Raw genomic sequence first — 22,135 nt, forward strand, 5'->3', positions numbered from 1 at the left:
CCGGCGGCCGCGCCCTGCGACGGTGGGCGGCCCCGGTCCGACGGGTTTCGCGTCGGGCCGGGGCGTCACGTATGCTGGCTCCTCGGTGATCGCACCATGCTTCGTCATGCCTGCGGTCGCCTCGGAACCGCCGTCCCACCGGGTGCGTTCCTAGGGCAGTGGCTCAATTGGTAGAGCACCGGTCTCCAAAACCGGCGGTTGGGGGTTCGAGTCCCTCCTGCCCTGCAGGTTCAGATCATTTCGGAGAAGAGGCATCGTGACGGAAGTGGGCGAGTCCCGCGACTCTCGGCAGGCGAGCAGCAAGCGCCCCCGCGACGGTCGCAACCCCGTGTCGCGGCTGTTCGGATCCCTCGGTCTGTTCATCGGCCAGATCCTCGACGAGCTGCGCAAGGTCGTCCGACCGACGCGCTCGGAGCTGTGGAACTACACGATCGTCGTCATCGTCTTCGTCTCGGTGATGATGGCGCTCGTGTCCGGACTCGACTACGGCTTCGGCAAGCTGGTCGGTCTGGTCTTCGGCAACGGGGACTGAGTCCCCGGTCGCGGCCGCCGAGGTCGCGCCCGCACCACGTCTGAACTCAACGCTGTACAGGAAGTAGGTCTGCACGTGTCCGACCAGTGGACGTCCCAGGACGCAGAGTCGACCTCCGGCGACCCCGAGACCCTCACCGTCGACGAGGTGGACAGCGCCGCCCAGCGCGAGTCGCTGTCCCTCGGCGACACCGCCCCCGAGTTCCTCGACACGACGTCCGAGCGTCCCCTCGACGCCGACGCCGACGCCGACACCGACGAGTCGGACGCCGTCTCCGAGTCCGACGAGTCCGGTGAGAGCACCCTCGTCACGGCCACGACCGAGTCCGACGAGGACGGCGACGTCGTCCCCACGGACATCGACCCGGTCAAGGCCTTCAAGGAGGACCTCGCGTCGAAGTTCGGTGAGTGGTACGTCATCCACTCCTACGCCGGCTACGAGAACCGCGTGAAGACCAACCTCGAGACCCGGATCCAGTCCCTCAACATGGAGGACTACATCTTCGAGATCGAGGTCCCCATGGAGGAGGTCACCGAGATCAAGAGCGGTCAGCGCAAGCTGGTCCGCCGGGTCCGGATGCCCGGATACGTCCTCGTGCGCATGGACCTCACCGACGAGTCGTGGGGCGCCGTGCGCCACACGCCCGGTGTCACCGGCTTCGTCGGCAACGCGCACCAGCCGGTGCCGCTGAGCCTCGACGAGGTCTACACGATGATCAAGCCCGCCGACCTCGAGGTGGCCGCCGCTGCCGCCTCCGGTTCCGGCGCGGGCGCCTCCGGTGGCGGCTCCGCCTCCGGCACCCCGATCGTCGACTTCGAGGTCGGCGAGTCGGTCACCGTCATGGACGGCCCCTTCGAGACCCTGCCGGCGACGATCTCCGAGATCAACGCCGAGAGCCAGAAGCTCAAGGTCCTCGTCTCCATCTTCGGCCGGGAGACCCCGGTCGAGCTGTCGTTCAGCCAGGTCACCAAGCTCTGAGCGTTCGGCAACACTGCAACCGGGTCATCGCCCACGGCGTGGGCCCACAACCGACAAAGGAACAGACATGCCTCCCAAGAGCAAGAAGGTCTCCGGCTACATCAACCTGCAGATCCAGGCTGGTGCGGCGACCCCGGCTCCTCCCGTGGGCCCCGCCCTCGGTCAGCACGGTGTCAACATCATGGAGTTCGTCAAGGCGTACAACGCGGCGACCGAGCACCAGCGGGGCAACATCATCCCCGTCGTCATCACTGTGTTCGAGGACCGCTCGTTCACCTTCATCACCAAGACCCCGCCGGCCTCCGAGCTGATCAAGAAGGCCGCGGGCGTCCAGAAGGGCTCCGGCGAGCCGCACAAGACCAAGGTCGCCAAGCTGACCGCGGAGCAGGTGCGCGAGATCGCCGAGCAGAAGATGCCGGACCTCAACGCCAACGACATCGACGCCGCGATGAAGATCATCGCCGGCACCGCCCGTCAGATGGGTATCGAGACCGCCCTCTGAGGAGGACGATCGATCCAGATCGGTATGCCGGCCGGCCCACGCGGGCGGCCGGCAGACCGGACGCGTTCCGCCCACCGGGGCGGAGCGGGTGGGAGGGCCAGCGCTGGCCCGGACCACGACTCCACACTGAGACATCAGGAGCAGACATGAAGCGCAGCAAGGGCTACCGCGCCACCGCGGAGCAGATCGACCAGGACAAGGCCTACGCCCCCCGCGAGGCCGTCCGGCTCGCCAAGGCCGGCGCCAAGGCCAAGTACGACGAGACGGTCGAGGTCGCCATGCGACTCGGCGTCGACCCCCGCAAGGCCGACCAGATGGTCCGCGGCACCGTCAACCTGCCGCACGGCACGGGCAAGACCGCCCGCGTCCTCGTCTTCGCCAACGGCGACAAGGCCGAGGCCGCGAAGGCTGCCGGCGCCGACTACGTCGGGTCCGACGACCTCCTCGAGAAGGTGGCCGGCGGATGGCTCGACTTCGACGCGATCGTCGCCACCCCTGACCTCATGGGCAAGGTCGGCCGTCTCGGCAAGGTCCTCGGCCCCCGCGGCCTCATGCCGAACCCGAAGACCGGCACGGTCACGATGGACACGGCCAAGGCCGTCACCGACATCAAGGGCGGCAAGATCGAGTTCCGCGTCGACAAGCACGCGAACCTCCACTTCATCATCGGCAAGGCGTCGTTCGACGAGGCCAAGCTGGTCGAGAACTACGCCGCCGCGCTCGAGGAGATCCTCCGCCTCAAGCCCGCGTCGTCGAAGGGCCGCTACATCAGCAAGGCGACCATGTCGACCACGATGGGCCCGGGCATCCCGGTGGACTTCACCAAGACCCGCAACCTGCTCGAGGAGGAGGCTCAGGCCGACGCCTGATCCTGCTCGCTCGACGACGAAGGCCCCCACCCTCCTCGGGTGGGGGCCTTCGTCGCGCCGGGGGAGGGACGTGAGTTCGTGGGCCGACCGGGCGCCCGGTTACGCTCGGAGCACTCAACAGGGAGGGAACCCATGACATCCACGATCCGCCGCTCGAGCGGTGCCGCCCTCGCACTGGTCGGGCTGCTCGCGCTCGGTGCCTGCGGCTCGTCCGACACCGGCGCCTCCGGCTCGGGCTCGTCCGGCGCGTCGTCGCCCAGCACCTCGTCCTCGACCGGCACCTCCGGTGACGGCTCGGGAGCGGCCCAGGGCGACAAGGTCGACGCCGGCGAGGTCGCCACCCGCATGGTCCAGGCCATGGAGAAGGCCGGCAGCGGGACGATGACGATGGACACCGGCGGCGAGACCGCCAAGGGCGACTTCCGCTACGTCGACGGCAGGCTCGAGCAGCGCACCACCGTCCCGGTCGAGGGCTCCGAGATGGAGATTCTCGCCGTCGGCGACTTCGTCTACCTCAAGGGCCTGCCCGGCCAGGAGAAGCCGTGGGTGAAGATCGACCCCGCCGCGGACGACCCGGTGAGCCAGATGTTCAAGGGCATCGTCGAGGGCGGCCTCAGCGACCCGACGAGGATGGCCGCGAACCTCAAGGGCACGCAGGCCACCGTGACGTCCAGGGACGCCGACCTCACGACCTACGAGTTCTCGGTCGACCCCGCCAAGGCGCTGGGGTCCACCGCCTCGCCGAGCCCGTCGACGAGCCCCGCGGCCAAGCCGCTGACCATGGTCTACGTGCTCGACAAGCAGGACCGCCCGGTCACCGTCTCCACCCAGGTCTCGGGCCAGACCGTCGAGGTCTCCTACGGCGACTGGGGCAAGAAGGTCGAGATCACCGAGCCGCCCGCGGACCAGGTCGGATCGATGAGCTTCCCCTCCGCCGGCTGACCGCGGGCCCGACGCGCAGCAGGCCGGCCCGGGGACCGATTTGGTCCCCGGGCCACCGCGCGTCTACGCTGTCCCCTGACCAAAGACCGCCGGTTGTCGGGTGCATCCGCTCCCGACCGAAGGAACCGCGAGAGCGGGCAACCAGCGCAGGCCGAGTTTCGACCACACGCGACGTTCTCGTCGTGTCTGCCCGAGCCCCGCGCCCTGCGCCGGGGCTCATTCTCGTTCCAGGCCCCTTCACCGCTGGTCGTACCGACGGAAGGAGGCCCGAATGTCTCGTGCAGACAAGACCGCGGCGATCGCCGAGCTCGCGGAGAAGTTCCGTAGCTCCAACGCCACTGTCCTCACGGAGTACCGCGGGCTCTCGGTGAAGCAGATCACCGACCTTCGTGGCGCCCTGCGAGGCAACGCGACCTACGCCGTGGTCAAGAACACGCTGACCGAGCTCGCCGCCAAGGAGGCCGGAGTCACGGCCTTCGACGGGCAGCTCGTGGGGCCGTCGGCCATCGCCTTCGTCGATGGTGACGTGGTCGAGGCCGCCAAGGGCCTGCGTGACTTCGCCAAGGCACACCCCCTCCTCGTGATCAAGAGCGGCCTGCTTGACGGCAAGGCGCTCTCGGCCGACGAGATCCGGCAGCTCGCGGACCTCGAGTCCCGCGAGGTGCTTCTCGCCAAGCTGGCCGGCGCCATGAACGCCTCGCTCAGCAAGGCCGTCTACCTCTTCGCCGCGCCGCTGTCGCAGACCGCTCGGGTCGTCGACGCGCTGCGCGCCAAGGTCGAGACCGAGGGGCCGGCCGACGCCGCTCCCGCGGCCGAGGCCACGGAGGAGACCCCCGCCGACGCCGCACCTGCGGCCGAGGCCACCGAAGACGTCGCCACGGGTGGCGACGACGCCTGAGACCCGAGCGTCGCTCAGGTCCCAGGGAAAACACCACCGCCACTCACGGCATACACGAAGTAGAAAGGCAGCCATCATGGCCAAGCTCAGCACCGACGAGCTCCTTGAGGCCTTCAAGGAGATGACCCTCATCGAGCTCTCCGAGTTCGTCAAGCAGTTCGAGGACACCTTCGGCGTCACCGCCGCCGCGCCCGTCGCGGTTGCCGGTGCAGCCCCCGCCGGTGGTGGCGGCGACGCCGCTGCCGCCGAGGAGCAGGACGAGTTCGACGTCGTCCTCACCGCTGCCGGCGACAAGAAGATCGCCGTCATCAAGGAGGTCCGCGCGCTGACCTCCCTCGGTCTCAAGGAGGCCAAGGACCTCGTCGACGGCGCCCCCAAGGCCGTCCTCGAGAAGGTCGACAAGGCCGCGGCCGACAAGGCCAAGGAGCAGCTCGAGGGCGCCGGCGCCACCGTCGAGCTCAAGTGAGCTGAGCCTCGACAGAGGCTGACTCAGCACCGCGACAGGGCGGGACGGATCCTCGGATCCGTCCCGCCCTTCTGCGTCCCCGGAGGCGCCGGACTCCCCGCCCGCACGGACACGCGGCCAGGTCACGCAGGCCTGCGACCAGCCGACACGCGGGATGTGCCGCGACCAGCGCTTGACGTGCGGCGCTGCGCGGGTCATCCTTTGCGGGTCACACCGCGTGCTTCCCGCGTGCGAGGCTGACCGCACCTGCATCTCCCCCAGAGGGGCTGGATTGGACAGGGTTGGACGGTTGTGCCCTTTTAGGTCTAGACTGTTGCTTTGCCCTGCCCATGACCTCCGTCAGCTCTCGCCGAGCGTCCTCTGCCGTGCCCCCGCCGCATCCCGGCTACTGCACGGCGGGGCCGTCACCCGGCGCCGAGCGTGCAGAAGTCCTGGGACGTGCGACCTCCGTACAAACACATGGCCAGTGGAAGGACCATCCTTGGCTGCCTCGCGCACCGCGTCCAAGACCGTGACCACCGCATTGACGGCTTCGGGCCGACTCTCGTTCGGCAAGATCCGTGAGCCCCTGGAGGTCCCCGACCTCCTCGCCCTGCAGACCGAGAGCTTCGACTGGCTCCTCGGCAACGAGCGCTGGCAGGAGCGTGTCGCTGAGGCGCGCGCCGCCGGCCGCGACGACGTTCCCGAGCGCTCCGGCCTCGAGGACATCTTCGAGGAGATCTCGCCGATCGAGGACTTCAGCGGCTCCATGTCGCTCTCGTTCCGCGACCACCGCTTCGAGGACGTCAAGTACTCGATCGAGGACTGCAAGGAGCGCGACCAGACCTACTCCGCGCCCCTGTTCGTCACCGCCGAGTTCATGAACAACACGACCGGTGAGATCAAGAGCCAGACCGTGTTCATGGGCGACTTCCCGCTCATGACCGAGCGCGGCACCTTCATCATCAACGGCACCGAGCGCGTCGTCGTCTCGCAGCTCGTCCGCAGCCCGGGCGTCTACTTCGAGCGCACCGCCGACAAGACGTCCGACAAGGACATCTACACCGCGAAGATCATCCCGAGCCGTGGCGCCTGGCTCGAGTTCGAGATCGACAAGCGCGACATGGTCGGCGTCCGCGTCGACCGCAAGCGCAAGCAGTCGGTCACCGTCCTCCTCAAGGCGCTCGGCATGACCGAGGCCCAGATTCGCGAGGAGTTCGCCGGCTACGAGTCGATCGAGCTCACCCTGGACAAGGACAACACCCAGGGCCAGGACGACGCGCTGCTCGACATCTACCGCAAGCTCCGTCCGGGCGAACCGCCCACCCGCGAGGCCGCGCAGAACCTGCTCGACAACCTCTACTTCAACGGCAAGCGCTACGACCTGGCCAAGGTCGGTCGCTACAAGATCAACAAGAAGCTCGGCCTCGACGGCGAGCTCACCAACTCGACGTTGGCCATCGACGACATCGTCGCGACCATCAAGTACATCGTCGCCCTGCACAACGGCGATGAGACGCTCCCGGGCACCCGCAAGGGCGAGCCGGTGGACGTGCGCGTCGAGACCGACGACATCGACCACTTCGGCAACCGTCGCCTGCGCAACGTCGGCGAGCTCATCCAGAACCAGGTCCGCACCGGCCTGTCCCGGATGGAGCGCGTCGTCCGCGAGCGGATGACCACGCAGGACGTCGAGGCGATCACGCCGCAGACCCTGATCAACATCCGCCCCGTGGTGGCCTCGATCAAGGAGTTCTTCGGCACCTCCCAGCTGTCGCAGTTCATGGACCAGAACAACCCGCTCTCGGGGCTGACGCACAAGCGTCGTCTGTCCGCCCTGGGCCCGGGTGGTCTCTCCCGTGACCGCGCCGGCATGGAGGTCCGTGACGTCCACCCGTCGCACTACGGCCGCATGTGCCCGATCGAGACCCCCGAGGGCCCGAACATCGGCCTCATCGGCTCGCTCGCCTCCTACGGCCGCATCAACGCGTTCGGCTTCATCGAGACCCCGTACCGCAAGGTCACCAAGGGTCGCATCACCGACGAGATCCACTACCTCTCGGCGGACGAGGAGGACGAGCACGTCATCGCCCAGGCGAACGCGACCCTCGAGGCCGACGGTGAGAAGTTCGCCCACGAACGCGTCCTCGTGCGCGTCAAGGGTGGCGAGGTCGAGTACATCCCGGCCGACGACGTCGACTACATCGACGTCTCCGCCCGCCAGATGGTCTCGGCCGCGACCGCGCTCATCCCGTTCCTCGAGCACGACGACGCCAACCGCGCGCTCATGGGCTCCAACATGCAGCGCCAGGCCGTGCCGCTCGTCAAGGCCGAGGCCCCGCTCGTCGGGACCGGCATGGAGTTCCGCGCAGCGGTCGACTCCGGTGACGTCGTCGTGGCCGAGAAGGCCGGCGTCGTGACCGAGGTCTCCGCCGACCTCGTCACGGTCGCCGCCGACGACGGCACCTCTCGCACCTACCGGATCGACAAGTTCACCCGCTCCAACCAGGGCAACAGCTACAACCAGCGTGTGGTCGTGGCCGAGGGTGACCGGGTCGAGAAGGGTGGCCTCATCGCCGACGGTCCCGCGACCGACGGTGGCGAGATGGCCCTGGGCCGCAACCTCCTCGTGGCGTTCATGCCGTGGGAGGGCCACAACTACGAGGACGCGATCATCCTCAGCCAGCGCCTGGTGCAGGACGACGTCCTCTCCTCGATCCACATCGAGGAGCACGAGGTCGACGCCCGCGACACCAAGCTCGGGCCGGAGGAGATCACCCGCGACATCCCCAACGTCTCCGAGGAGGTCCTCGCCGACCTCGACGAGCGCGGGATCATCCGCATCGGTGCCGAGGTCCGCGACGGCGACCTCCTCGTCGGCAAGGTCACGCCCAAGGGTGAGACCGAGCTGACCCCGGAGGAGCGCCTGCTCCGTGCGATCTTCGGTGAGAAGGCGCGCGAGGTCCGCGACACGTCCCTCAAGGTGCCCCACGGTGAGACCGGCACGGTCATCGCCGTCAAGGTGTTCGAGAAGGACGACGGCGACGAGCTGCCCCCGGGCGTCAACCAGCTCGTGCGCGTCTACGTGGCCAACAAGCGCAAGATCACCGACGGTGACAAGCTCGCCGGCCGCCACGGCAACAAGGGCGTCATCTCGAAGATCCTCCCGGTCGAGGACATGCCGTTCCTCGAGGACGGCACGCCGGTCGACGTCGTGCTCAACCCCCTCGGTGTCCCCGGTCGAATGAACATCGGCCAGATCCTCGAGCTGCACCTGGGCTGGGCCGCGAGCCGTGGTTGGGACATCGAGGGGGCGCCCGAGTGGGCCAACCTCATCCCCGACGACGCCCGCTCGGCCGAGCCCGGCACCCGTGTCGCCTCGCCCGTCTTCGACGGCGTGCGCGAGAACGAGATCGTCGGCCTGCTCGACAGCACCCGCAAGACCCGTGACGGTGTCCGTCTCATCGACGGGTCCGGCAAGACCATGCTCTTCGACGGCCGCTCCGGCGAGCCGTACCCGGAGCCGGTCTCGGTCGGATACATGTACATCCTCAAGCTGCACCACCTCGTGGACGACAAGATCCACGCCCGCAGCACGGGTCCGTACTCGATGATCACCCAGCAGCCGCTCGGCGGTAAGGCCCAGTTCGGTGGCCAGCGCTTCGGTGAGATGGAGGTGTGGGCGCTCGAGGCCTACGGCGCCGCCTACGCGCTGCAGGAGCTGCTCACGATCAAGTCCGACGACGTCAACGGCCGCGTGAAGGTCTACGAGGCCATCGTCAAGGGCGACAACATCCCCGAGCCCGGCATCCCCGAGTCCTTCAAGGTGCTCATCAAGGAGATGCAGAGCCTCTGCCTCAACGTCGAGGTCCTGTCCAGCGATGGCCAGGCGATCGAGATGCGTGAGGCCGAGGAGGACGTCTTCCGCGCTGCGGAGGAGCTCGGCATCGACCTGTCGCGCCGCGAGCCCAGTTCGGTCGAAGAGGTCTGACCCCCGTATGCCGTGCGCTCGCCGGACGCACACCGCGCTCGGCGAGCGCACGGCATACGCAGGGTTCTCAACCACCCACATGCATGAACTTTTGACATTCAGCTAGAGCAACGAGAGAAGGAACCACGTGCTCGACGTCAACTTCTTCGACGAACTGCGCATTGGCCTCGCCACCGCTGACTCCATCCGCGAGTGGAGCCACGGCGAGGTGAAGAAGCCCGAGACCATCAACTACCGCACCCTCAAGCCCGAGAAGGACGGACTCTTCTGCGAGAAGATCTTCGGCCCGACCCGGGACTGGGAGTGCGCGTGCGGCAAGTACAAGCGCGTCCGCTTCAAGGGCATCATCTGTGAGCGCTGCGGCGTCGAGGTGACCCGTGCGGCCGTGCGTCGTGAGCGGATGGGCCACATCGAGCTCGCCGCCCCCGTCACCCACATCTGGTACTTCAAGGGTGTCCCGTCCCGCCTGGGCTACCTGCTCGACCTCGCGCCGAAGGACCTCGAGAAGGTCATCTACTTCGCCGCCTACATGATCACGAGCGTCGACGAGGAGCAGCGTCACACCGACCTGCCCTCGCTCGAGGCCCAGATCGAGGTCGAGAAGAAGGAGCTCGAGAACCGTCGCGACGCCGACGTCGAGACCCGCGCCAAGAAGCTCGAGGACGACATCGCCGCCCTCGAGGCCGAGGGCGCCAAGTCCGACGCCAAGCGCAAGGTCCGTGACTCCGCCGAGCGCGAGATGAACCAGATCCGCAAGCGCGCCGACGCCCAGGTCGAGCGCCTGGCGCAGGTGTGGGACCGGTTCAAGAACCTCAAGGTCCAGGACCTCGAGGGCGACGAGATCCTCTACCGCGAGATGCGTGACCGCTTCGGTCTGTACTTCGAGGGTGGCATGGGCGCCGCGGCGATCCAGAAGCGTCTGGAGTCCTTCGACCTCGACGCCGAGGCGCTGCTGCTCCGCGAGATCATCGCCACCGGCAAGGGCCAGAAGAAGACCCGTGCCCTCAAGCGGCTCAAGGTCGTCTCCGCGTTCATGACGACGACCAACAAGCCGGCCGGCATGGTCCTCGACGCCGTCCCGGTCATCCCGCCGGACCTGCGCCCGATGGTGCAGCTCGACGGTGGCCGCTTCGCGACGTCGGACCTCAACGACCTCTACCGTCGCGTCATCAACCGCAACAACCGCCTCAAGCGACTGCTCGACCTCGGTGCGCCCGAGATCATCGTCAACAACGAGAAGCGGATGCTCCAGGAGGCCGTCGACAGCCTCTTCGACAACGGCCGTCGCGGTCGCCCGGTCACGGGCCCCGGCAACCGTCCGCTGAAGTCGCTGTCCGACATGCTCAAGGGCAAGCAGGGGCGCTTCCGCCAGAACCTGCTCGGCAAGCGCGTCGACTACTCCGGCCGTTCGGTCATCGTCGTCGGCCCGCAGCTCAAGCTGCACCAGTGCGGCCTGCCCAAGCAGATGGCGCTCGAGCTGTTCAAGCCGTTCGTGATGAAGCGCCTGGTCGACCTCGACCACGCGCAGAACATCAAGTCGGCCAAGCGCATGGTCGAGCGTCACCGCTCGGTCGTGTGGGACGTCCTCGAAGAGGTCATCACGGAGCACCCGGTGCTGCTCAACCGCGCACCCACGCTGCACCGTCTCGGCATCCAGGCGTTCGAGCCGCAGCTCGTCGAGGGCAAGGCCATCCAGATCCACCCGCTCGTCTGCACCGCGTTCAACGCGGACTTCGACGGTGACCAGATGGCCGTGCACGTCCCGCTCTCCGCGGAGGCGCAGGCCGAGGCCCGCATCCTCATGCTGTCGAGCAACAACATCCTCAAGCCGGCCGACGGTCGTCCTGTGACCATGCCCACCCAGGACATGATCATCGGGCTCTACCACCTCACCTCCGGGGTCGAGGACTCCGACGGCGAGGGTCGCGTCTTCTCCACGGTCGGCGAGGCCCGCATGGCCTTCGACGCCGGCAAGATCCTGCTCGGCACCCCCGTGCGGATCCGCCTGCACCACGTGGTCCCGACGCCCGGCGCCGAGCTGCCCGAGGGTGTCGAGGTCGACGACGAGGGCTTCCTCGCCGAGTGGCTGCCGGAGACGACCCTGGGTCGCGCGCTCTTCAACGAGACGCTTCCCGAGGACTACCCGTACGTCAACGACCAGGTCGACAAGAAGCGTCTCTCGACGATCGTCAACGACCTCGCCGAGCGCTACAGCAAGGTGCAGGTCGCGGCGTCCCTCGACGCGCTCAAGGAGTACGGCTTCCACTGGGCCACCCGGTCCGGCATCACGGTCGCCATCTCCGACGTCGTCACGCCTCCTCGCAAGCTCGAGATCCTCGAGGCCTACGAGACCAAGGCGACCAAGGTCCAGACCCAGTACGAGCGTGGTCTGATCACCGACGACGAGCGTCGCCAGGAGCTCATCGAGATCTGGACCCAGGCCACCAACGAGGTCGCCAAGGAGATGGAGGCGAACATCCCGCCGACCAACACCATCTTCCGCATGGTCTCGTCGGGTGCTCGCGGTAACTGGATGCAGCTGCGCCAGATCGCCGGCATGCGAGGGCTGGTGTCCAACCCGAAGGGCGACATCATCCCGCGACCGATCCGCGCGAACTTCCGCGAGGGCCTGTCCGTGCTCGAGTTCTTCATCTCCACGCACGGCTCGCGCAAGGGTCTGGCGGACACCGCGCTGCGGACCGCCGACTCCGGCTACCTCACGCGTCGTCTCGTCGACGTGTCGCAGGACGTCATCGTCCGCGAGGACGACTGCGGCACCGACCGCGGCCTGCCGATGCCGATCGCGTCCGTCGACGAGCGGACGGGCAACCGGACGGTCCACGAGGACGTCGAGACCTCGGTCTACGCCCGCACGCTGGCCGAAGACGTCGTCAAGGACGGCGAGACGCTGGCCCAGGCCGGCATCGACCTCGGTGACCTCGTCATCGGTGCGCTCTTCGCGGCCGGTGTCGACAACGTCAAGGTCCGCTCGGTCCTCACCTGCGACAGCAAGGTCGGCACCTGCGCGCTCTGCTACGGCCGCTCGCTGGCCACCGGCAAGCTCGTCGACATCGGCGAGGCCGTCGGCATCATCGCGGCCCAGTCGATCGGTGAGCCCGGCACCCAGCTGACGATGCGCACCTTCCACACCGGTGGTGTGGCCGGTGACGACATCACGCAGGGTCTGCCCCGTGTCGTCGAGCTCTTCGAGGCGCGCACCCCCAAGGGTGTCGCCCCGATCGCCGAGGCCAGCGGCCGGATCACCATCGAGGAGACCGACAAGGCTCGTCGCATCCTGCTCACCCCGGACGACGGCTCCGAGGAGCACGCCTACCCGGTGATCAAGCGGGCCCGCCTGCTCGTCACCGACGGGCAGAGCGTCGAGGTCGGCCACCAGCTCACGGTCGGCTCCATCGACCCGAAGCAGGTGCTGCGCATCCTCGGCCCGCGTGCGGTTCAGATCCACCTGGTGGACGAGGTCCAGCACGTGTACCGCCAGCAGGGTGTGTCGATCCACGACAAGCACATCGAGGTCATCGTGCGGCAGATGCTGCGCCGGATCACGATCATCGAGGCCGGCGACGCCGACCTGCTCCCGGGCATGCTGGCCGAGCGCGGCCGCTTCGAGGACGAGAACCGTCGCGTCGTCTCCGAGGGTGGCACCCCGGCCTCGGGTCGTCCCGAGCTCATGGGCATCACCAAGGCCTCGCTGGCGACCGAGTCGTGGCTGTCGGCGGCCTCCTTCCAGGAGACCACCCGCGTGCTCACCGAGGCCGCCATGGAGGGCAAGTCCGACTCCCTCCTCGGCCTCAAGGAGAACGTCATCCTCGGCAAGCTCATCCCTGCCGGGACCGGGCTGTCGCGCTACCGCAACATCAACGTGGAGCCGACCGAAGAGGCCAAGGCCGCGATGTACTCCATGCCGAGCTACGACGAGTTCGCCTACCCGGCCTTCGGTCCGGGCTCGGGCGAGGCCGTCCGCCTCGACGACACCGAGCTGGGTCTCGACCGCCTCTGACGGTCCGCCCCCAGGTTCCACCCTTTCCCGCCTGATCAGGGAAAGTGGACGTTCCCCCCGGAAGCTTTCCGGGGGGAACGTCCCGTTTCCGGGGTGGAGGTCCCGGCTCTCGCGCCGCGTCCCCGCGAACGCGTCGTATGCCGCGCGGTCGCATGGGCCGCAGCGGCGGGTGAGAGGGTGGGCCCATGCGCGACGACATGACCATCCGGCGGGAGCGGCCCGACGACCACGCCCAGATCGCCGCGCTCCACGACGACGCCTTCGAGCGGGTCGAGGGGGCAGCCCGCTCCGTGGAGTCCAGCCTCGTCGACGAGCTGCGCGGTGACGGTGACGTCATCGATGAGCTGACCTTCGTCGCCGAGCTCGACGGCGCCGTCGTCGGGCACGTCATGTGCTCGGCCGCGACGCTGGGGGAGCAGCCCTGCGTCGGACTCGGCCCCATCGCGGTCACGCCGGCGCTGCAGCGGCAGGGGATCGGCGCGGCCCTCATGGCCTCCGTGATCGCCTCGGCCGAGCAGCGCGGCGACGCGGTGATCGTCCTGCTGGGTGACCCGGCGTACTACGGCCACTTCGGCTTCGTCCCGGCGGGCGACCTGGGCATCGGCTCGCCCGGCCCCTGGGACCCGGCGCACTTCCAGGCCAAGACCCTGCGGGCCTGGCGGCCGGAGCAGGCCGGCCCCTTCCGCTACGCCCCGGCGTTCGAGCGCCTCGACGCCTGACCTCGGACTGCGGCCGAGGGAGCGGGCGCGATTTGGTGCGCTCCCCTCATGCCGGTATCGTGGAGAACCGTGTCTGGCTAGGACCAGACGACACGAGCCGCGTGCGAGAGCGCACGGCCGCCCACCTTCCGCCGGGCACCCCACACCACCACCGATCACGTCACTGTGATGCGGGCTGGGACGGGGAGTGCAGGGGGGAGCACCCGGAGTGACACGCCCGACCTCGGGGGTCGAGCTCCGGACACCTCAAGGAGTCGCGGCACCCGCCGTGGCATCGACCAGACAGACAAAGGATCCAGGTTGCCTACCATCAACCAGCTGGTGCGCAAGGGCCGGCAGGACAAGGTCACGAAGACCACCACTCCTGCCCTCAAGGGCTCTCCGCAGCGCCGCGGTGTGTGCACCCGCGTGTACACCACCACCCCCAAGAAGCCGAACTCCGCGCTCCGCAAGGTTGCGCGCGTCAAGCTCACCTCGGGCATCGAGGTCACGGCCTACATCCCCGGTGAGGGCCACAACCTCCAGGAGCACTCCATCGTGCTCGTCCGCGGTGGCCGTGTGAAGGACCTTCCCGGCGTCCGCTACAAGATCGTCCGCGGCTCGCTCGACACCCAGGGTGTCAAGGGCCGCAAGCAGGCTCGCAGCCGTTACGGCGCCAAGAAGGAGAAGAAGTAATGCCTCGTAAGGGCCCCGCGCCGAAGCGCCCCCTCCTCGTCGACCCGGTCTACCAGAGCCCGCTCGTCACGCAGCTGGTCAACAAGATCCTCCTCGACGGCAAGAAGTCCATCGCCGAGACCATCGTCTACGGCGCCCTCGAGGGCTGCCGCGAGAAGACCGGCACCGACCCCGTGCTCACGCTCAAGCGTGCGCTCGACAACATCAAGCCGACGCTCGAGGTCAAGTCCCGCCGCGTCGGTGGCGCCACCTACCAGGTGCCGATCGAGGTCAAGCCCAACCGGGCAGTGACCCTGTCGCTGCGCTGGCTGGTCGGCTACTCGCGTCAGCGTCGTGAGAAGACGATGACCGAGCGCCTCATGAACGAGATCCTCGACGCCTCCAACGGCCTCGGTGCCGCAGTCAAGCGCCGCGAGGACACCCACAAGATGGCCGAGTCCAACCGGGCCTTCGCGCACTACCGCTGGTGACTTCCCGGTATGCCGGGTGCGCGCCTTGCGCTCCCGGCATACCGGAGTCCGCAGTTGACGTTGAACTGCACACCGCACGACACAGCACGCAGAGCTTCAGCAACCAGGAATGAGATGAACGAGTGGCACTCGACGTCCTGACGGACCTCACCAAGGTCCGCAACATCGGCATCATGGCGCACATCGACGCCGGCAAGACGACGACGACGGAGCGCATCCTCTTCTACACCGGCGTCAACCACAAGATCGGCGAGACCCACGACGGGGCTTCGACGACCGACTGGATGGAGCAGGAGAAGGAGCGCGGCATCACGATCACGTCGGCCGCCGTGACGTCCTTCTGGGGCGACAACCAGATCAACATCATCGACACCCCGGGCCACGTGGACTTCACCGTCGAGGTGGAGCGCTCGCTGCGCGTCCTCGACGGTGCCGTCGCCGTCTTCGACGGCAAGGAGGGCGTGGAGCCCCAGTCCGAGACCGTGTGGCGCCAGGCCGACAAGTACGACGTCCCCCGCATCGCGTTCGTCAACAAGATGGACAAGCTCGGCGCGGACTTCTACTTCACCGTCGACACCATCAAGGACCGTCTGGGCGCCGAGCCCCTCGTCATCCAGCTGCCGATCGGCGCGGAGAACGACTTCATCGGTGTCGTGGACCTCGTCGAGATGCGTGCGCTCGTGTGGCCGGGTGACGCCAAGGGTGACGTGACCATGGGCGCCAAGTACGAGGTGCAGGAGATCCCCGCGGACCTCCAGGCCAAGGCCGACGAGTACCGCCACCACCTCATCGAGCGTGTCGCCGAGTCCGACGATGCCCTCATGGAGAAGTACCTCAGTGGCGAGGAGCTCACCGTCGCCGAGATCAAGGCCGGCATCCGCCAGCTCACGGTCACCTCGACCCTGTACCCGATCCTCTGCGGCTCGGCGTTCAAGAACCGTGGTGTCCAGCCGATGCTCGACGCGGTCGTCGACTACCTCCCCTCGCCGATCGACGTGCCCCCGATGGTCGGTCACAAGGCCGGCGACGAGGACGTCCCGATGACCCGCCGCCCGGACCGTGACGAGCCGTTCTCGGCCCTCGCGTTCAAGGTCGCCAGCCACCCGTTCTTCGGGACGCTGACCTTCATCCGCGTCTACTCCGGTCGCATCGCCGCCGGCTCGCCGGTCGTCAACACGACCAAGGGCCGCAAGGAGCGCGTCGGCAAGCTCTTCCAGATGCACGCCAACAAGGAGAACCCCGTGGACGAGGCCCTCGCGGGTCACATCTACGCGGCGATCGGCCTCAAGGACACCACGACCGGTGACACCCTGAGCGACCCCGACCAGCAGATCGTGCTCGAGTCGATGTCGTTCCCCGACCCGGTCATCCAGGTGGCCATCGAGCCCAAGACCAAGGGTGACCAGGAGAAGCTCTCCACGGCCATCCAGAAGCTCTCCGCCGAGGACCCGACCTTCCAGGTCCACCTCGACGAGGACACCGGCCAGACGATCATCGCCGGCATGGGCGAGCTCCACCTCGACATCCTCGTGGACCGCATGAAGCGCGAGTTCAAGGTCGAGGCCAACGTCGGCAAGCCGCAGGTCGCCTACCGCGAGACCATCCGTCGCACGGTGGAGAAGCACGACTACACCCACAAGAAGCAGACGGGTGGGTCCGGCCAGTTCGCCAAGATCCAGATCCGTCTCGAGCCCCTGGACACCACGGAGTCCGGCGAGCTGTACGAGTTCGAGAACAAGGTCACCGGTGGCCGCATCCCGCGCGAGTACATCCCGTCCGTCGACGCCGGCATCCAGGACGCCATGCAGTACGGCGTGCTCGCGGGCTACCCGCTCGTCGGGATCAAGGCCTCGCTGCTCGACGGCGCCTACCACGACGTCGACTCCTCGGAGATGGCGTTCAAGATCGCTGGGTCGATGGCGCTCAAGGAGGCCGTCCGCAAGGCGGACCCCGTGCTCCTCGAGCCGATGATGGCCGTCGAGGTGCGTACGCCCGAGGACTACATGGGCGACGTCATCGGCGACATCAACTCGCGCCGTGGCCACATCCAGGCCATGGAGGACATCAGCGGTGCCAAGGTCGTCCGCGGCCTCGTCCCGCTGTCCGAGATGTTCGGCTACGTCGGCGACCTCCGGTCGAAGACGCAGGGCAGGGCCAACTACTCGATGGAGTTCGACTCCTACGCAGAGGTGCCCAAGTCCGTGGCCGAGGAGATCATCGCCAAGACCCGGGGCGAGTGACCGCTAGACTGGTCGCTGGTCCGGATCTGGCACCCGGCATCTGCCGGAGTTCCAGTTCAACCACCCCCAAGTACGACGCCACGTCCTGCCCGGTCGTGAGGCGTTTCACCAAAGAGTCCTGAGGAGGACACCAAGTGGCGAAGGCAAAGTTCGAGCGGACCAAGCCGCACGTCAACATCGGCACCATTGGTCACATCGACCACGGTAAGACGACGCTGACGGCTGCGATCTCGAAGGTCCTGCACGACAAGTACCCGGACCTGAACCCGCAGTTCGCGTTCGACGACATCGACAAGGCGCCCGAGGAGAAGCAGCGCGGTATCACGATCTCCATCGCGCACATCGAGTACCAGACCGAGAAGCGTCACTACGCCCACGTCGACTGCCCCGGTCACGCGGACTACGTGAAGAACATGATCACCGGTGCTGCGCAGATGGACGGTGCGATTCTCGTCGTCGCCGCCACTGACGGCCCGATGCCGCAGACCAAGGAGCACATCATCCTGGCCCGCCAGGTTGGTGTCCCCTACATCGTTGTGGCGCTCAACAAGGCCGACATGGTCGACGACGAGGAGATCCTCGAGCTCGTCGAGATGGAGGTCCGCGAGCTGCTGTCGACCTACGAGTTCCCGGGCGACGACGTCCCCGTGGTCAAGGTCTCGGCGCTCAAGGCGCTCGAGGGCGACGCCGAGTGGGGCAAGTCGGTCATCGAGCTCATGGACGCGGTCGACGAGTCCGTTCCGGAGCCCGAGCGTGACGTGGACAAGCCGTTCCTCATGCCCGTCGAGGACGTCTTCACGATCACCGGTCGTGGCACCGTCGTCACCGGTCGTATCGAGCGCGGCATCCTCAAGGTCAACGAGGACGTCGAGATCGTCGGCATCCACGAGGGCCCGGCCACCAAGACCACGGTCACCGGCATCGAGATGTTCCGCAAGCTCCTCGACGAGGGTCGTGCGGGCGAGAACGTCGGTCTCCTCATCCGTGGCATCAAGCGCGAGGAGGTCGAGCGCGGGCAGGTCATCTGCAAGCCGGGCTCGATCACCCCGCACACGAACTTCGAGGCCAACGTCGTCATCCTGTCCAAGGACGAGGGCGGCCGTCACACGCCGTTCTACGACAACTACCGCCCGCAGTTCTACTTCCGCACCACGGACGTCACCGGCGTCGTCTCCCTGCCCGAGGGCACCGAGATGGTCATGCCCGGCGACAACACCGAGATGTCGGTCGAGCTCATCCAGCCGATCGCCATGGAGGAGGGCCTCAAGTTCGCCATCCGTGAGGGTGGCCGGACCGTCGGCGCCGGCCGCGTCACCAAGATCACCAAGTGATCTGATCTGACACTGGTCGCGTCGCACTGACGCCCCACCGAGAAGGGCCCCGTCTGCTTCGGCAGGCGGGGCCCTTCCGGATGCCCCGGTGGCTCGTTCACGCCGCCGTGCACGCCGTCGGACATGCACTGCCGGCAGTGGCCGCCCCTGCAGTCGCCTCTGAGCGCCCTCGGGAGCGTGACTGCATGTCCGGCGGCAACCGGAACGGGCCGGAACCACAGGTGGGTGACAGGTTCACCATGGGTCCGCCCCAGACCCGCGCCCGACAGTGGTCGGACGACGAGGTCGGCCACCCGGGCCGGCCCTCAGGAGAGGACATCCTCGATGACCAGGATCACCACCACCACGGCGCTGGCCGGCATGGCCGGCGCGGCGGCCGTCGTCACCCTCGGCATCGGTGCCAACGCAGCACTGGCCGAGACCACGCCCACCCCGACGCCGAGCAGCTCGAGCGCCACCCTCGACTCCGGCACGGACGGGACCACGGGTGAGCGCCCACGCGGCCACGGTGGTCCCGGTGGCAGGGGCCTGCACGGCGGCGCCGACGCCTCCGCCCTCGCCGAGCAGCTCGGCCTCGGCGAGGCCACGGTCGAGGCCGCCGTCACGAAGGTCCGCGAGGCCAACCGCCCCACCGAGAGGCCCGCCGAGGGCACCCGGCCGACCGAGGCTCAGCGTGAGGCTCGCCGGGCGGCATACGTCACGGCCCTGGCCAAGGAGCTCGGTGTCACGGAGGCGGAGCTGACCGACGCGCTCACTGCGATCCGCGGCGAGCGGCAGGCCGAGCACCGCACCCGGCTGGGGGAGCGGCTCGACACCGCCGTCGACGAGGGCACGCTCACCGGGGCCGACAGGGCCTCCGTGCTCAAGGCCTTCGACGCCGGCGTCCTCGGGGGTGGCGGCCCCCGCTGACCGGCTGACTCGGCGGCGAACCCCGTGGACCGGTCCGCGGGGTTCGCCGCATTCGGCGGCGGGGATCGCATCCCGGGTGCGGGCCGCGGGTAGAAAGGAGCCATGGCACACGACGGCAGCAGCACGACCAGGGCCAAGACAGCCCCCCACCAGGACGCGGACGACAAGCCCGACTCCCCGGGCGACCTGACCAAGCCCTCCTGGAAGTACACCGCGAAGAAGGCATGGGCGGAGTTCACCAACGACGGGTGCACCGACCTCGCGGCCGCCCTGACCTACTACTCCGTCCTCTCCCTCTTCCCCGCCCTCCTCGCGCTCGTGTCCCTGCTCGGGGTGTTCGGGCAGGGGGAGAGCACGACGACGGCCCTGCTCGACATGGTGCGCGACCTGGGTCAGGGCACCGCCGCTGACCAGCTCGAGGGACCGATCACCCAGATGGCCCAGGCCAACGCGGCCGGGCTCGCTCTCGTCGCCGGTCTCGCTGGTGCCCTGTGGTCGGCATCGGGCTACGTCGGGGCGTTCGGGCGGGCCATGAACCGGATCTACCAGATCGACGAGGGCCGCCCCTTCTGGAAGCTGCGGCCCCTCCAGCTGCTCCTCACGCTCGTCGGCGTCATCCTCGTCGCCCTGGTGCTCGTGGCGCTCGTCGTCAGCGGTCCCCTCGCCGAGACCGTCGGCGACACCATCGGGCTGGGCTCGACCGCGGTGACCGTCTGGAACTTCGCCAAGTGGCCGGTGATCCTGCTCGTCGTCGTCATCCTCGTGGCGATGCTCTACTACTCCACGCCCAACGTGAAGCAGCCCAAGTTCCGGTGGATCAGCGTCGGCGCGGGGATCGCCATCGTCGTGTGGGTGCTGGCCTCGCTGGTCTTCGGCTTCTACGTCGCCAACTTCGGCTCCTACAACAAGACCTACGGCTCCCTCGCCGGCGTCATCGTCTTCCTGCTGTGGCTCTGGCTCACCAACCTCGCCCTGCTCTTCGGCGCCGAGGTCGACTCCGAGCTGGAGCGCTCGCGCCAGCTGCAGGCCGGCATCGAGGCCGAGGAGACGCTGCAGCTCCCGCCGCGTGACGACACCAACCTCACGAAGAAGGAGAAGAGGCGCAAGGAGCACGTCGCCGAGGGCCGCCGCCTCCGGGAGCAGGCGGGGGGAGACGGCCAGGACGAGCGGACCGACCGGAGCCGCCGCTGACCCGTCATCGCTGACGACCACGAGACGGTATGCCGTCCGCTCGACTCGAGCGGACGGCATACCTGCGTCTGCCCCACGGGTCGCCGCACCGGCGACGCGCCACGAGGCCGTCCTTGCCGTCCGTCGCGGGCACGATTTGGTAGGTCGACACCCGCTCTGGCACACTTGTCAGGTTGCTTGGTGCGGGACGCCATCCCCTCGACCACTCGAGGGTTGCCGGTCCGCCACTGCACGTGAGAACCAACCGAACCGGCAGCGCCGGGGCGACACACGGCAGGCCAGAGCAGCCCCGGTTTCCCGGGAATTCGATCCACCCGACGACCACACGCGAGCTGCGTATGCCGTCGGACCGCGGAGCGGGCGCGACACGCCCGACCTCGGGGGTCGGACCGGCACCGGCCACAGACAGATGCAAGACGACGGCGAGAGAGAGACGGAAGCCAAGATGGCGGGACAGAAGATCCGCATCCGCTTGAAGTCGTATGACCACGAGGTCATCGACAACTCGGCGCGGAAGATCGTCGACACGGTGACCCGTGCCGGCGCGACGGTGGTCGGCCCTGTGCCGCTGCCCACGGAGAAGAACGTCTTCGTGGTCATCCGTTCGCCGCACAAGTACAAGGACAGCCGCGAGCACTTCGAGATGCGCACCCACAAGCGCCTCATCGACATCATCGACCCGACGCCCAAGGCCGTCGACTCGTTGATGCGTCTCGACCTCCCGGCTGACGTCAACATCGAGATCAAGCTCTGAGGGTTGACCAGATGACCAACATTGCAGACAAGACCGTGAAGGGTGTGCTGGGCAAGAAGCTCGGCATGACCCAGGTGTGGGACGCCGACAACCGGCTCGTCCCCGTCACCGTCATCGAGGCGGGCCCCTGCGTCGTCACCCAGGTGCGCAACGCGGACACCGACGGCTACGCCGCGGTGCAGATCGCGTTCGGCGCCATCGACCCGCGCAAGGTGACCAAGCCGCTCACCGGCCACTTCGAGAAGGCCGGCGTCACGCCGCGCCGCCACCTCGTCGAGCTCCGCACCGCGGACGCCGCCGAGTACTCGCTGGGCCAGGAGCTCACCGCCGAGACGTTCGAGGCCGGTCAGGCCGTCGACGTGTCCGGCACGACCAAGGGCAAGGGCTTCGCCGGTGTCATGAAGCGTCACGGCTTCCACGGTGTCTCCTCCTCCCACGGTTCCCACAAGAACCACCGCAAGCCGGGCTCGATCGGTGGCTGCGCCACCCCGGGTCGTGTCTTCAAGGGCATGCGCATGGCCGGCCGCATGGGTGGCGTGCGCCAGACCACCCAGAACCTCACGATCCACGCCGTCGACGCCGACCGCGGCCTGCTGCTCGTCAAGGGCGCCGTCCCCGGTCCCCGCGGCGCGGTCGTGCTCGTCCGCAACGCCGTGAAGGGAGCGTGACCG

18 protein-coding genes and 1 tRNA gene are annotated in these 22,135 nt (G+C 68.1%); all 19 read left to right on the forward strand.

Annotated elements, in window-relative coordinates; all coding sequences use genetic code 11:
* Positions 1-152 precede the first annotated feature (152 nt).
* The 19 genes from ACOJV9_RS01020 (at position 153) to rplC (ending at position 22,132) form a co-directional block, all read left to right on the forward strand.
* Positions 153-225: transfer RNA gene (locus ACOJV9_RS01020), tRNA-Trp, on the forward strand.
* A gap of 31 nt (positions 226-256) precedes the next feature.
* Positions 257-532 carry a preprotein translocase subunit SecE gene (gene secE, locus ACOJV9_RS01025; protein WP_420183321.1) on the forward strand — a complete coding sequence of 92 codons (276 nt, stop codon included), beginning with the start codon at positions 257-259 and terminating at the stop codon, positions 530-532.
* A 75-nt stretch (positions 533-607) separates the two neighbouring features.
* Complete coding sequence (gene nusG / locus ACOJV9_RS01030) at positions 608-1,510, forward strand: transcription termination/antitermination protein NusG (protein WP_420183322.1); 903 nt, start codon at positions 608-610, stop codon at positions 1,508-1,510.
* 67 nt (positions 1,511-1,577) lie between these two features.
* Positions 1,578-2,012, forward strand: coding sequence for a 50S ribosomal protein L11 (gene rplK, locus ACOJV9_RS01035; RefSeq protein ID WP_420183323.1), 435 nt, complete (start codon positions 1,578-1,580; stop codon positions 2,010-2,012).
* Between the two features lie 146 nt (positions 2,013-2,158).
* A complete protein-coding gene (gene rplA / locus ACOJV9_RS01040; RefSeq protein WP_420183324.1) occupies positions 2,159-2,881 on the forward strand; it encodes a 50S ribosomal protein L1 in 723 nt (240 codons plus the stop codon).
* Between the two features lie 132 nt (positions 2,882-3,013).
* Positions 3,014-3,823 carry a hypothetical protein gene (locus tag ACOJV9_RS01045; protein ID WP_420183325.1) on the forward strand — a complete coding sequence of 270 codons (810 nt, stop codon included), beginning with the start codon at positions 3,014-3,016 and terminating at the stop codon, positions 3,821-3,823.
* Positions 3,824-4,094: 271 nt separating this feature from the next.
* The gene (gene rplJ / locus ACOJV9_RS01050; protein ID WP_420183326.1) at positions 4,095-4,721 is read left to right on the forward strand and encodes a 50S ribosomal protein L10; all 627 of its coding nucleotides are present in this window, start codon (positions 4,095-4,097) and stop codon (positions 4,719-4,721) included.
* 76 nt (positions 4,722-4,797) lie between these two features.
* Positions 4,798-5,187 carry a 50S ribosomal protein L7/L12 gene (gene rplL, locus ACOJV9_RS01055; RefSeq protein WP_420183327.1) on the forward strand — a complete coding sequence of 130 codons (390 nt, stop codon included), beginning with the start codon at positions 4,798-4,800 and terminating at the stop codon, positions 5,185-5,187.
* A gap of 481 nt (positions 5,188-5,668) precedes the next feature.
* On the forward strand, positions 5,669-9,157 hold the full coding sequence (rpoB, locus tag ACOJV9_RS01060) for a DNA-directed RNA polymerase subunit beta (protein WP_420183328.1): 3,489 nt from the start codon (positions 5,669-5,671) through the stop codon (positions 9,155-9,157).
* A gap of 127 nt (positions 9,158-9,284) precedes the next feature.
* Positions 9,285-13,175 carry a DNA-directed RNA polymerase subunit beta' gene (locus ACOJV9_RS01065; RefSeq protein ID WP_420183329.1) on the forward strand — a complete coding sequence of 1,297 codons (3,891 nt, stop codon included), beginning with the start codon at positions 9,285-9,287 and terminating at the stop codon, positions 13,173-13,175.
* Between the two features lie 185 nt (positions 13,176-13,360).
* Entirely contained in the window at positions 13,361-13,894 is a 534-nt protein-coding gene (locus tag ACOJV9_RS01070) for a GNAT family N-acetyltransferase (protein WP_420183330.1), read from the forward strand.
* 300 nt (positions 13,895-14,194) lie between these two features.
* Entirely contained in the window at positions 14,195-14,569 is a 375-nt protein-coding gene (gene rpsL / locus ACOJV9_RS01075) for a 30S ribosomal protein S12 (RefSeq protein ID WP_035931747.1), read from the forward strand.
* The gene (gene rpsG, locus ACOJV9_RS01080) at positions 14,569-15,039 is read left to right on the forward strand and encodes a 30S ribosomal protein S7 (protein WP_420183331.1); all 471 of its coding nucleotides are present in this window, start codon (positions 14,569-14,571) and stop codon (positions 15,037-15,039) included. The genes rpsL and rpsG overlap by 1 nt, the downstream gene beginning before the upstream one ends.
* A 122-nt stretch (positions 15,040-15,161) precedes the next feature.
* On the forward strand, positions 15,162-17,279 hold the full coding sequence (fusA, locus tag ACOJV9_RS01085; protein WP_420183332.1) for an elongation factor G: 2,118 nt from the start codon (positions 15,162-15,164) through the stop codon (positions 17,277-17,279).
* Between the two features lie 134 nt (positions 17,280-17,413).
* The gene (tuf, locus tag ACOJV9_RS01090) at positions 17,414-18,610 is read left to right on the forward strand and encodes an elongation factor Tu (RefSeq protein ID WP_420183333.1); all 1,197 of its coding nucleotides are present in this window, start codon (positions 17,414-17,416) and stop codon (positions 18,608-18,610) included.
* Positions 18,611-18,934: 324 nt separating this feature from the next.
* Positions 18,935-19,519, forward strand: a complete 585-nt coding sequence (locus tag ACOJV9_RS01095) for a hypothetical protein (protein WP_420183334.1) — start codon at positions 18,935-18,937, stop codon at positions 19,517-19,519.
* Positions 19,520-19,621: 102 nt separating this feature from the next.
* Positions 19,622-20,710, forward strand: a complete 1,089-nt coding sequence (locus ACOJV9_RS01100) for a YihY/virulence factor BrkB family protein (RefSeq protein WP_420183335.1) — start codon at positions 19,622-19,624, stop codon at positions 20,708-20,710.
* A gap of 445 nt (positions 20,711-21,155) precedes the next feature.
* A complete protein-coding gene (gene rpsJ / locus ACOJV9_RS01105; protein ID WP_009775966.1) occupies positions 21,156-21,464 on the forward strand; it encodes a 30S ribosomal protein S10 in 309 nt (102 codons plus the stop codon).
* A gap of 11 nt (positions 21,465-21,475) precedes the next feature.
* Positions 21,476-22,132 (forward strand): 50S ribosomal protein L3, encoded by a 657-nt coding sequence (gene rplC, locus ACOJV9_RS01110; RefSeq protein ID WP_420183336.1) that lies wholly within the window; start codon positions 21,476-21,478, stop codon positions 22,130-22,132.
* Positions 22,133-22,135 lie beyond the last annotated feature (3 nt).

The sequence above is a fragment of the Knoellia terrae genome (assembly GCF_048606435.1).
Taxonomy (GTDB): Bacteria; Actinomycetota; Actinomycetes; order Actinomycetales; family Dermatophilaceae; genus Knoellia; species Knoellia terrae.